This window comes from Streptomyces sp. NPDC024555 (assembly GCF_055559335.1).
On record NZ_JBVHKV010000015.1, the window covers coordinates 168,197 to 180,014 of the forward strand.

Annotated in this window: 8 protein-coding genes; 1 reads left to right on the forward strand and 7 read right to left on the reverse strand. The window is 70.8% G+C overall.

Annotated features, from left to right (window positions below):
* Positions 1 to 33: 33 nt before the first annotated feature.
* The 4 genes from fxsT to fxsA all read right to left on the reverse strand — a co-directional run bounded on the left by fxsT (position 34) and on the right by fxsA (position 8,007).
* The gene (fxsT, locus tag ACZ4FH_RS25925; protein WP_467307753.1) at positions 34 to 3,966 is read right to left on the reverse strand and encodes an FxSxx-COOH system tetratricopeptide repeat protein; all 3,933 of its coding nucleotides are present in this window, start codon (positions 3,964 to 3,966) and stop codon (positions 34 to 36) included.
* Positions 3,950 to 5,308 carry an FxsC protein gene (gene fsxC, locus ACZ4FH_RS25930; protein WP_383650140.1) on the reverse strand — a complete coding sequence of 453 codons (1,359 nt, stop codon included), beginning with the start codon at positions 5,306 to 5,308 and terminating at the stop codon, positions 3,950 to 3,952. The genes fxsT and fsxC overlap by 17 nt, the downstream gene beginning before the upstream one ends.
* 211 nt (positions 5,309 to 5,519) lie before the next feature.
* Complete coding sequence (gene fxsBH, locus ACZ4FH_RS25935) at positions 5,520 to 7,763, reverse strand: radical SAM/SPASM protein FxsBH, inactivated beta-hydroxylase extension form (RefSeq protein ID WP_467307754.1); 2,244 nt, start codon at positions 7,761 to 7,763, stop codon at positions 5,520 to 5,522.
* A 76-nt stretch (positions 7,764 to 7,839) separates the two neighbouring features.
* On the reverse strand, positions 7,840 to 8,007 hold the full coding sequence (fxsA, locus tag ACZ4FH_RS25940) for an FxSxx-COOH cyclophane-containing RiPP peptide (RefSeq protein WP_383649889.1): 168 nt from the start codon (positions 8,005 to 8,007) through the stop codon (positions 7,840 to 7,842).
* A gap of 226 nt (positions 8,008 to 8,233) precedes the next feature.
* Here fxsA and ACZ4FH_RS25945 point away from each other — a divergent pair, with 226 nt between their 5' ends.
* Positions 8,234 to 9,160 (forward strand): DUF4231 domain-containing protein, encoded by a 927-nt coding sequence (locus ACZ4FH_RS25945; RefSeq protein ID WP_467307756.1) that lies wholly within the window; start codon positions 8,234 to 8,236, stop codon positions 9,158 to 9,160.
* A gap of 13 nt (positions 9,161 to 9,173) precedes the next feature.
* Here the strand turns inward: ACZ4FH_RS25945 and ACZ4FH_RS25950 are convergent, their stop codons facing one another.
* From ACZ4FH_RS25950 to ACZ4FH_RS25960, 3 genes are all read right to left on the reverse strand, one after another.
* Positions 9,174 to 9,653 carry a hypothetical protein gene (locus ACZ4FH_RS25950; RefSeq protein ID WP_467307758.1) on the reverse strand — a complete coding sequence of 160 codons (480 nt, stop codon included), beginning with the start codon at positions 9,651 to 9,653 and terminating at the stop codon, positions 9,174 to 9,176.
* 229 nt (positions 9,654 to 9,882) lie between these two features.
* The gene (locus ACZ4FH_RS25955; RefSeq protein ID WP_467307760.1) at positions 9,883 to 10,782 is read right to left on the reverse strand and encodes a S1 family peptidase; all 900 of its coding nucleotides are present in this window, start codon (positions 10,780 to 10,782) and stop codon (positions 9,883 to 9,885) included.
* Positions 10,783 to 11,023: 241 nt separating this feature from the next.
* A complete protein-coding gene (locus ACZ4FH_RS25960) occupies positions 11,024 to 11,818 on the reverse strand; it encodes a DUF1684 domain-containing protein (RefSeq protein ID WP_467307761.1) in 795 nt (264 codons plus the stop codon).

An 11,818-nucleotide genomic window follows, 5' to 3' on the forward strand; every position in this document is an offset into this window, starting at 1 on the left:
CGGGAGCGCCCGGCGGAACCGGGCGCTCCCTCCTCACACCGCCTGCGGTTCCAGTTCGCGCTGGAACCTGCTGTCGTCCCGGGCGATCCGGGTCAGCGGATGGTCGTCACCGAGCTGCCGCGACAGTTCCTCGACCGTCTCGGCCCTGACCTGGGCCGCCTCGTCGCCCCGTTCCATCGCGTCGAGCGTGACCGCCATGTTCGACTTCATGGACAGCGTCTCCGGATGGTGGGCGCCCAGGGCGTCCCGGAACTGCACCGTCAGCCGTCGTTCGGTCGTCAGCACCAGGTCCAGATCGCCCCGGTCCGCCGTGGCGTTGGCCAGGTTCATCACGCTGAACAGCGTGTTGGGGTGCTCCGGCCCGTACACCTCGCGCATCGAGGCGACCACCCGGGTCAGCACGATCTCCGACTCCTCGGCCGCGCCGGTGCCCGAGAGGTACACCCCCAGGTTGTTCAGGGCCGCCAGGGTGTACGGGTGCTTCTCCCCCGGCACCTTCATGTACTGGTCGACGACCTCCTGCGCGGTGTCCCGCGCCTCCGCCGCCTCGCCCGCCGCGAACAGGTCCGCGGCCAGATTGAGGTCGCAGGCCAGCGACTCCGGGTTGGCGGAGGTGTACTTGGCCCGGTAGCGGGCCCGGGTCGCCACCGTCAGACGGCGGGCGTCCTCCAGCCGGCCGGCCCGGCGCAGCGAGACCGCGAGGCTCTTGGCCGCGCTGAGCGTGCCGGGGAAGGACCGGCCGAGCGTCGCCTTGTAGCTGTCGTAGGTCCGGCTGAGGATGCCGACCGAGTCCTCGTACCGGCCGACGTCCCGCAGGTCGCGGGCGAGGTTCATGGCCGAGGAGAGGCTGTACGGATGCTCCTCGCCCAGCACCTCCCGCCGCCGGTCGAAGACGTCCTGGTCGATCTCGCGGGCCCTCGCGTACTGGCCGATGGACCGCAGGGTGAAGGCCAGGTTGTTGGCCGCGGCCAGCGCCCTGGGGTGCGATTCGTGGAAGATCTGGTTGAACCCGTCGGTGGCCTCCGTCGCCAGCTCGATCGCCCTGGTGTACTCGCCGAGCGTGCCGAGGTCGGTGGCCAGGCTGCTGGTGCTCATGTACGTGTGCGGATGCTCCGGCCCCAGCACCTCGCGCTGGGTGGACAGGGTGATCTCGTCGAGCTCCCTCGCCTCCACGTACCGGCCGCGCGAGCGGTAGAGGTTGGAGAGGTGGAAGCAGAGGTAGAGGTACTGGATGTCCCGCTCGCCCAGCGTCTCGCGCCAGATCTCGCGCAGCTCCTCGCAGAGCGTGCTCGCCGTCCTGAAGTCACCGCGCTTCCACAGATAGCGCACCCGGTCGATCAGCAGCCTGCGGGCCTCGGGCTCCTTGCAGTTGCGGGCGTCGGACGGGCCGAGGTGCGGCCATATCGTCGCGAACTGCGGCCAGTTGGCGGGGTTGTCGATCGGCTCGTCGTCATCGGGACGGGCACCCGCCAGGATCCGGTGGACCGCGTGCCGGGCGTCCTGCTGCTCCTCCTCGGTGAGCTGGGCCCGGATGACGGCCTGGACCAGCCGGTGCACCTGGATGGAGTTGGAGACCTGGTCGACCTTGGCCAGGGCGAACCGGCCGATCTCCCGGATGACCCGGCCCAGCACCAGCTTCTCCTGGAGCGAGGCGTCGTACGGCTTCAGCGCCTCGATCATCTCCTTGCTGTACAGGAGGTTCCCCGAGATCGGCTCGGGTGCGAAGAAGGCGCAGAGCTGGAGCAGCCGCACCGCCGCGGGCGAGCGCTCCTTGAGGCGCTGGATGGAGATGTTCCAGGTCGCGGCGACCGGCTCGGGGTAGCCGGCCGGCTGGTTGAGGGCCAGGACCTCGGGGGCCTGCTGGGCCAGCATCTCCAGGTAGGTGTCGATCGGGGTGGCGGTCTCCGCGATCCACGCCGCCGCCTGTTCGACGGCGAGCGGCAGATCGCCCACCGCGGTGGCCACCTGGGCGGCGTCCTCGTCGCTCAGCCCCGGCGCCCTGCGCTGGAGGTGCTCGATGGACTCCTCGCGCAGGAAGACGTCGACCGGCAGCGCGTCGCCGTGCTGCGACCAGGCCTGGTTGCGGGAGGTGACCAGGATGTGGCCGGAGCCGCCCTGCGGGAAGTAGCGGCGGAGCCGTTCGGGATCGTCGGCGTTGTCGAAGACCAGCAGCCAGCGGTCCGACGGCACCCCCCGCCGCAGCAGGTCAACGGCCTCCTGCGAGGCGGCCGCCATGTCGTCGCCGCCCTGGGCCCCGAGCCGGACGGCGAGTTCGGCGAGACCGGCGACCACGTCGTCGGTCTGCTCGGACGATATCCACCAGACCAGGTCGTAGTCGGCCATGAACCGGTGGACGTACTCCAGGGCGACCTGGGTCTTGCCGACGCCGCCGAGTCCGTACAGGGTCTGCGGCTGCGGCAGGACGACCGCCATGCCGCCGCCGAGCTGGTCGCGCATCCGCTCCAGGACCAGGGAGCGGCCGGTGAAGCCGGGGTTGCGCGGCGGCGCGTTCCAGATCCGGGGGACGGTGCCGGGGAAGCGCGGGCCGGGCGAGACGGCGTCGGTGAGCTGCACCGGCCGGTCCAGTGCGCGTAACAGGGCGGCCGTGGCGTGCACCTCGTCGAGCCGGAACAGATCGACGGGGTTGCGGTCGATGTAGGGCGCGGAGAGCCGGACGTCACCGACCCTGAGCGGCAGCAGATGGCGCCGCCCGCCGCCCGGGTCCTCGGCGACGGCCCGGTCCCAGAGGTTCACCGCGCGCTGCGACTTGAGGTAGGCGCTGGAGAGCAGCACCACGGTACGGGCGGCGTTCTCCGAGGTGACCGCGGTGTCCTGGGGTTCCCGGTCGGCGGAGACGTCACGGGGCACGACGCGGAAACCGGCCCGGGTCAGGACGGACTCGATCCAGTCGGCCCACATCCGGTTCTCCGCCACATAGCTGAGGAAGAGATCGGCGGGCAGCGCGGGCCTGCGCCGGGTGAAGGCGTCCCGGATGCGCAGCCGCACCTCTTCCCCGACCGGCGGCATCGCGGTGATCTGCTGGTCGGTGATGACGGCGGTGAGCCGTTCGAAGGCGGAGAGCAGCGAGTTGGTGAGCCCTGCCTCGTCCCCGAAGGTGGCCAGGGTCTCCTCGTAGGCGTAGTAGGGGCGGTACGGAATCTCCACCGCGCCCCAGTAGGCGGTGAGTTCGTCGCCCGACAGGTCGCGCGGCAGCCGGTCGAACTTCAGCCGGGCCAGCGCGCGGCCGGCGTCCGCCTTCTCCTTCTCGCCCTCGTCGATGCGCATCGGGACGGGGAAGATGGAGATGGGGCGGCCGGTGTACCGCTCGGAGATCTGCCGGGCGACCGAGGCGGCGCCGTCGATGGACTGGTCGCTGAGGGTGAAGCAGTCGACGAGGACGTCGGGCAGGTGGACGGTGCAGATGTCGGCGATGTCGCTGAGGCCGGTACGGCTGTCGATGAGGACGTAGTCGTAGTTGGCCTTCATGTCCTCGCGCAGCGCGTCGAAGAAGTGGCCGCCGCCGAGCCGGTCGTAGAAGTTGTCCCAGTCGAAGGTGGAGACGGTCGCGGAGTACTCGCGGTTCTGCCGTCCGGCGGAGACGAAGTCGAGCGTGCCGCCCTGGGGGAACTCCCAGCCGAGCGCCTCGGGGGTGAGCGAGACCGCGTGCGGCTGGATCCGCGCGTAGTCCCGGTGCCAGTCGTCGGCCCGCTGCACCGGGCTGGTGGCGGCCCAGGCGTACTCGGTGATCAGATCGATGACGCCGGTGGTGGCGCCGAGCGTCGACGGGTCGAGGAAGGGGTGGAAGAACCGGTGGAGTCCGGGCGCCTCCAGGTCCCAGTCGACGGCCAGGACCCGCTTGCCGTTGGCGGCGAGGATCCAGGCGGTGTTGGCCAGGGCCATGGTGCGCCCGGTGCCGCCCTTGTACGAGTAGAAGGTGACGATGCGCCCGTCACGACCGGCCGTCATCCGTGTCCTCCGCATCCGTCGCAGCGTCATGTGTCTCGGGGATGTACTGGGTCTGCGCCATCGGTCCCATCAGCCGTGTCCGTTCGGTGGGGCCTCCGCCGCCGGTGGCGGGCAGATAGACGGCCGCGTGTCTGAGGTACTGCTGGGCGGCGACCTCGACCACCTGCGGCAGGATCTGACCGAAGGCCTCCATGCTCGGTACGCCTTTGGCGGCGGCCCGGCAGTAGGCGCGGCCCTGGCGCATCTTGGTGGGCATGGTCCGCTCCAGCTTGGCGGTCAGTTCGGCCTCGGCCGCCCGGCTCTCGTGGTCGTCGCGGTTCCAGGGGACGATCATCGTCACCCAGGGGCGGTGTTCGGCGTCGAAGGCGGCGAGTCTGCGGCAGCGCTCCTCGTCGCGGAGCGCCCAGCGGTCGACGAGGAGGATCTCCGGGGTGGCGGGTCCCTGCTTGATGCCGGGCGGGCCGGGGTCCTCGTCGAAGGAGGCGATGGTGGCCTGGTAGTTGAGGGAGCGCACCAGGTCCTCGGCGACGTAGGCCAGGGGCCGGGCGGCGTCGGGGTGGTAGGGGTTCCAGTCCTGCGGGTTGTCGCCGTAGTAGTCGGCGTTGCGGCCCTCGGGCAGGTCGTGGCGGGTGGCGGCGGCGATGGTGACCTGCATCGGGCGGGGGCCGCCCGCCCCGCCGCCGGCCGAGCCGAAGGCGCTGGGGGCGAGCCGGTAGTCGACGGGCCGGCCGGTGCCGAGCCGAACCGTGTCGGCGACGCTGACGATGCGTTTGGCGAGTTCGTAGACGGCGCGCTCGTACTCCTCGTTGAAGAGTTTGAGCTTGATCAGTCCGTAGAGTCCGTCACTGACGTAACGGTCCCCGAAATCACGGTGGTTGAACTGTAATCGTTCGGCGGGTCCGGGCAGCTGACTGGGCGGCACGGGCACCCAGAGGGCCGGGACGATCGCCTCGGCCGGCTGGTTGGAGCGGGCCCGGTGGTGGATGGCGCGCTGGGCGAACGCGTACCACTCCTTGCCGCACATCTCACTGGCGAAGTAGCGCGGCGAGAACAGCGGTACGAACACCCGGCAGGTGGCGAGCACCTCTCCGAGCCGTTCCGACCAGCCCTCGCCGGAGCGTATCTCGCGGTCTATGAAGCCCGCGGGGGCGCCGGCCGGAAGATCGGTCATGGCCATCACATGGCCGCAGAGATCCTGGAAGAGCCGCTCGACCCACATATCGGGGTCCGTGCCACCGCCGTACCCCGGTGTATGGGCGTAACTCAAGAAGAAGTACGGCCGATGGTCCGCCGCTCGCTGCTGCGTCGTCCCGTGCACACGACCCCCGTCCTGTGTGAGCACCCGCACCCGAGGAGTGAAGTGAATGCGAGCGAATTCATCATTCCGGAGCGGACCTTGCTCCACCCCCATGGCGTTCGGTCATTCAACGCCACTTTTCAGTCATCCGTTCCCCGACCCTCGCGGTCGCACGCGTGATCGCGTGGGGTCTGCGACCGTTCCTCCCAGTTGTCCGCCTCCCCCACATCACTCCCCTCGAACCGGAATCCAGGATTCAGAATTCTTTTCGCATCAGGGCCAGCAGATGCTTTCCGCCGATGGTGAGTTCGGCGGCCCCCTCCAAGGCGTCGAGCGCCTGGGCGACTCCGTCCCGGTAGTGCGCGTCGAATGCGGCGAGCGCGATCCGCTCATAGGTCTCCGACAACAGCCGGGAAAACGGAACCAATTCCTCCCCCCAGGGCATTCGATGGTCCCAGGAGCCGTCCGCCGCGTAAAGATCCGTGACGTCCACGAGTGCGCGGATTCTCGCCCGGCGGACACCGCGCAGCAGGGCGAGTGCCAGGGTGTCCGCGCGCTCGTCCGCGCCGATGCCCAGCGCGCCGTATCCGTGCCGGCCCACCTGGGGCTCGCCCGGCTCCGTGCCGGTGAGCGGGGTGAAGACGAACGGGAGGTCGGCGCAGGCCGCGCCGAAGGCGGGGGCCCGCTCCTCGACGAGGGCGCGGGCGGCCGTGAGCGCGGCGCCCAGCCGCTCGGCGGACGCCGCGTCGAGCGTGGCGGCGGGTGCGGCGAAGCAGTCGCGGTACGGGTCGAGGTCGTCGATCACGAAGCCGCCGCCCGGCAGGTCCCCGGGCGCGGCGAACGCGCGCACCGGCAGCCAGCCGGGCTCCGCCGTCCCGGTGTGCCGGATCCGCCGTTCGGGGCCGCCGGCCGGGGGGGCCACCAGGAACCCGCCGCCGGCCGCGCGCAGCAGCACGGTGCCGTTCCCGTCGGGACCGGCGACCGTGAGCCGGCCGACGGAGGGCAGGACGACCTCGCCGTCGCGCAGGGAGACCGGCACCCGGAGCCCGTCGAGACCGGCGCGCACGGCGGCGGCGGCCAGCAGGGCCCGCACCCCGTCCACGGCCCCGGCCACGGCGTCCGCCCGTTCCTCGTGCAGGGCGTCCAGCGCGTCGAGCAGCCGGGTGCGCGCGTACGGGTGGGCGAGCACGGCGTCCAGCGCCCCGGCGCCCTCGGGCGAGCCCTCCAGCACGCCCGCCAGCTCCCAGGCCGCCGCCCAGGCCTCGCCGCCCCTGCCGTCCAGATCGGCGTGGAGCCGGGCGAGCAGGGTGCGGGTCAGGTCCTCCTGGGCCGCGAGCAGTTCACCGGGGTCGGTCACGGCGGGAGCCACCGCGTACACCGGGGTACGGGCCTCGATGCCCCGCACCAGCGCGGCGAGGTCCTGGCAGTAGACCGAGGGGTTGTCGAAGCCGTCGCCCTCCTCCGTGGAGGCGTAGCGATGGGTGTACAGCCCTCCCCCGCACGAACGTACGACGGGGCAGGACCGGCACGTCTCGCTGACGCCCGCCAGACCGAGCTGCCTGGCGCGCACCCCGGGGTGCGCGGCGACCTCGTCGAAGGGGTGCGAGAACACGTCGAAGCCGGTGGCCGCCGCGCCCTCGTAGGCGCTCTTCAGCGAGTCCACCTGCTCCAGCCGGCCGTCGGTCTCGACGACGACGAGGTCGGTCGGGGCGAGGCCCAGCGATTCGGTCAGACTGGGGCCGCCGTTCAGCGTCGAGGCGACCGAGGAGAAGATCCGCACCGGCACCGGACGCCCCTGCTCCTGCCAGCGGTCGTGGACCGCGAGGAGCCAGTCGGCGTAGGCGGTGGGCGAACCGTCCGGCCGCAGCGGGGGATCGTCCCAGGTGGCGTGCGGCAGCAGGAAGTCGATCAGCGGCGGTTCGAGCTCCGTGAGCGCGTCGAGCACCGCGTGCGGGTCGTTCCGGATGTCGATCGTGCAGAGCAGACCGAGGTAGAGATGGCGGTAGCGCTCCTGCCGGAGCAGTTCGACCGCTCTGAGGACCAGCGGATGGCTGCTGCGCCCGTCGGCGAAGCGACGATGGCGGTCATTGGCCGTGCGGTCGCCGTCGAGGGAGATCCCCACCTTGACGTCGTACTCGCAGAAGAGGTCGAGATAGCGCGGGCTGAGCTGCAGGCCGTTGGTATGGATCCGGAGATCAAGCGCGGCGATGCCGTCGAAGGCGGCGGTCAGCTCCTCGCACACCCGGCGCAACCGGGCGGGGCCCGCCAGCAAGGGCTCCCCTCCGTGCAGGATTACTGACACGGAGGGCAGTGCATGTGTCTTGGCATGCTCAGCCAGCCGCTGAGCAGTCCTGAAGATGGCTTCGTCAGAGATTGTTTTCGGACGGGTTCGCCAGCTCTGATCTGCATGTTCGTAGACATAGCAATGGTCACAGGCAAGATCGCACCTGCTGTGAACCTTGAGTACTACTTCACGGAAAGGGACCAGGGGTCCTGTCATTCCACCAGTCTAGCCAGCCCGGAAGGGTGATCCGGACGACGACCGCGCGGGCGGAGTGTTCCGTATACGGGTGTTGTCAGAGTGATGAGTTGAACGTGGATGCCTGGCTGGGGCGGCCGGCGGAGGCGACATGCACCCGACCGAGCTTCCTGGCGGCTTCGCCACCACGCGCGTCGATCGCGGCGAGCGGCACACGGCTCTTCTTCGCACCGGCGAAGGAGAGGGAGGATTCGATGGTCTTCACGGCCGTCCTTGAGGGGATTCGTTCCGATGGAATGGTTCCGGACAGGAAACCAGCGTTGGTACCTGCACCATTGCAGTGTCCGGCGGCACGACTTTACTCTCATGACCTCGGTTGGCAACTGAGGTCGCCGACTTGGAACGAGAGCGTCACACGGGACCGGCCCCGATCAAGCGGAACTTAAGATTCCGCCATCTGGGTGACGACATAACCGCAGACGGGAGCGAACATGACGGCGATTCCCGGACCACTGCAGAGCATGGTCTTCAGGAACGCTGATCTGCCGGAGCTGTTTCACCACACGGACGCCATTGCGGTCTCCCGTCAGCGGGAGGCGGTGAATACGACCCGCTGGCAGCTGATCCTGCTGGTCGCGGGCACGGTACCGGCCGCGCTGCCGTGGCGGGCGGAGGTGGCCGGGGGGCTCCAACTCACGGACTGTGCGGCGGTGTTGGCGTACGCGGGGGTGCTGGTGACGACGTATCTGGCGTCGCGGCGGAAAGCAAAGTCGCATTGGCAACTGAATCGGTCCGCGGCGGAGTTCATCAAATCGATGTGCTGGCGCTACTCCGTGCATGGCTCACCTTTCGATACGGGCACCCAGCACCCGGAGGCCGTGTTCGCCAACCGGCTGGAGGAGGGGCTTCAGGAGCTGCGGAAGGTGGGGTGGGCCGATCCCCGGGATCTCACGGCGGATTCCGGCGGGCTGATCACGGATTCCATGCGCGCATTGCGGGACAAGGCATTCACGGTGCGCAAGGAGACCTATGTGCGCGACCGGCTCATCGAGCAGCGCACCTGGTACCGCAGGCGGCAGGAGGTGTCCCGGCGGGCCACGCTCGTCTGGTCGTCGACGATCGCCGCGCTGACGGCGCTCGCGCTGCTGCTCTCGCTGTTCAGGGCCTTCTCGGCCGGGCAGTCCTTCGCACTGACCGGGGTGCTCTCCGCCGCGGCGGCCTCCTGTCTCGCCTGGGTGGAGATGCGCCGCCACCACCCGCTGATCTCGGCCCACTCGCTGGTGGAGAAGGACCTGGAGTCGATGCAGGTGGCCATGGAGACGACGCTCACCGAGCGGCAGTGGCCGCGCGCGGTCTTCGAGACGGAGCGGATCGTCTCCCCGCAGCACACGGACTGGCTGGCCCGCCACCAGATGTGACGGGCCGTCGGGGTCAGGCGCGCTCCACCCCGTCGCGCCAGATCACCGTGACCGGGCGGCCGAGGCCGCGGGCGTAGGTCACGATGTCGCCGGTGCCGCCGAGGCCCCGGGCGGGGCGGCCGTCCCAGACCGCGAGCAGGCGGTCGCAGTGGTCGGCGATATAGGCGCCGGCCGCGTAGTAGGCCTCGTCGGTGGAGTGCGGGAAGTCGAGCCTGACCTCGCGCACGGCACGGGCCTTGAGGGCCCGGTAGCGCGCCAGCTCGGCGCCGTCGGCGAAGCAGTCCTCGTAGTCGCCGCTGGGGATGACCGCGGTCAGCCGGGCGCCCTGGGCGAGGGCGAGGTCGGCGAAGATCTGGTCGGCCCCGACGGCCAGACTGGAGAGCGCCTCCACACAGCCGTCGATGCCGCCGAGCGCCGCCCGCATCGCCGCGAGCACATGCTCGTGCACCTCCTGCGGAATGCTGCGATGGCCGGTCACTCCGATGCGTTTCACGGACCTGGAACCCCCTGGGGTGTCTGCCGGGGGTTCCCGGAGGGCATTCCTCCGGGCGGCACAGCATCCGCCCCCGTTGCTCCTGCGCGACCGTCCTGCGGCACATCATCTCAAAAGCCGCGGGGTCCGCGGGAGCCCCCGCCCGTAATTCGGGCGGGGGCTCGGGGTGTTCGACCGGCGCATTCGAGGCTCGACCGGCTCCGGAGCGCGGAGCCGGCCGGACCCGGCGTCAGTAGACGCTGACGCCGTACGCGCTGAGCGCCTCGGTGACCGGCTGGAAGAACGTCGTGCCGCCCGAGCTGCAGTCGCCGCTGCCGCCCGAGGTCAGGCCGATCGCCTTGGAGCCGGAGTACAGCGGGCCGCCGGAGTCGCCGGGCTCGGCGCAGACGTTCGTCCTGATCATGCCGTAGACGATCTCGCCGTTGCCGTAGTTGACCGTGGCGTTCAGCCCCGTGACGCTGCCGCTGTGGATGCCGGTGGTGGAGCCGCGGCGGGTGACGGACATCCCCACCGTGGCGTTGGCCGCGCTGGTGATGTCGACGCTGCCCACGGTGCCCGCGTGGGCCACGGAGGCGTTGTCGTAGCGGACGATGCCGTAGTCGTTGTTCGGGAAGCTCGACCCGACGGTCGGACCGATGTACGTGGTGTTGGAGGAGTTGGTGTACCAGGGCGGGTTGCCGTCGGTGCAGTGGCCCGCCGTCAGGAAGTAGTACGTGCTGCCGCTGCGGACGTTGAATCCGAGGGAGCAGCGCCAGCCGGGCGCGTAGATGGCGTCGCCGCCGGAGAGCAGCTTGCTGAAGGTGCCGGAGGTGCGTTCGACACGCAGGGCTCCGGCGTTGGCGCCGGCGGTTTCCTTGATGTGCCGGATCTGCGCGTCGGTGACCCGGCTGTCGGCGGTGACGACGACCTTCTTCGTCACGGGGTCGACGTTCCAGGCCGTGCCGGCCACATCGGCGCCGAGCACGGCGTCGCTCGCGGCGGAGAGCTGGTTCACGCTGTACGTACCGGTGGTGCTGGCCTGTGCGCTGGGGACGGCGAGCGCGGCGACCGCCACGAGACCGGCGGCCAGGGCGACGGCCCGGCTGCGTCTGGCGGTACCGCTGAGGGGGGTGGTGCGCTTGATCCTCACTTGTTCCCTCCCGAGGGGGGTCGGGGGTCCGCCTGTGGGGTGGTCGGACCCGTGAGGCGCAGTCAGGCGCACGGCACGCGTCCGCATTCCGGAACCGCCGTGTCCCTGACAAGCGCTGCAGCGGAGTATTCAAGGCGTCAACTTCCGGCGCAAGACCACCTTTTGGCCTGAGGTCGCACCGTCCGGGACAGCGGACGGCCCCGGCGGAGAACGCTCCGCCGGGGCCGTCGCGCCGGGCCGCTCAGCCGTCGATCCGCCGCCGCTCCCCCGCCTCGACGGCCACCGGGAGCGTGTTGCCGGGCGGCGGGAAGGGGCAGATGAAGTGGTCGGCGAAGGCGCACGGCGGCAGCAGCGCGCGGTTGAGGTCGACGGTCACCGAACCGTCCGCGGCCGGGGCGGCCGGCCGCAGGAACCGGAAGCGGTAGCTGCTGTTCCCGCTGGTGGTGTCCGCGAAGACCGCCCAGAGCGAGCCGTCGTCCTCCACCGCGACCCGCAGGGTGTGCGGGGTGCCGTCCAGGGTGAAGGCGATCTCCCCGCCGAGCCCCAGCCCGCGCTCGACGCCGTCGGCGTTCTCCACCCGCACGCTGTGCGCGGTCTCGTACGGCCGGAAGGTGCCCGGCACGCTCCAGCGCGGGTCGTAGGGCGTGGCCTCGATGGTCCGGAAGGCCCGCCGGGCCGGCGCGTCCGGGTCGAAGTCCCGTACCGCCCACAGTCCTTCACGGCTCAGCACCACGAGCCTGCGCCGCCCCGCGGCCACCCGGGACGCCTCGATCGGACCCCGGTCGGCGCCGAGCAGGACCTGCCCGGTGAGGGGTTCCCCGTCGACGGTCAGCCCGTCCTCGGGGCCCGCCGTGAGCGCGATCCGGTCGCCGTCCTCCCGCCAGAGACCCGGGACGGCCGGAATTCGCCCCTCCGGGTGGTCGGAGAGCCAGTGGGTGCCGGTGAGGGAGAGCGGTCCGTACGGCGACGCGACCGTCGCGGTCCGCTCCTCGTGCCAGTGGTTCCAGTCGCGTTCCGCCTGCGCATCCGTGCTCAT

Excerpts from the sequence above, each read along its gene's own strand:
- fxsBH (WP_467307754.1), bottom strand. The coding sequence starts at position 7,763 with ATGACAGGACCCCTGGTCCCTTTCCGTGAAGTAGTACTCAAGGTTCAC.
- fxsT (WP_467307753.1), bottom strand. The coding sequence starts at position 3,966 with ATGACGGCCGGTCGTGACGGGCGCATCGTCACCTTCTACTCGTACAAG.
- ACZ4FH_RS25945 (WP_467307756.1), top strand. The coding sequence starts at position 8,234 with ATGACGGCGATTCCCGGACCACTGCAGAGCATGGTCTTCAGGAACGCT.
- ACZ4FH_RS25960 (WP_467307761.1), bottom strand. The coding sequence starts at position 11,818 with ATGAGCACGGATGCGCAGGCGGAACGCGACTGGAACCACTGGCACGAG.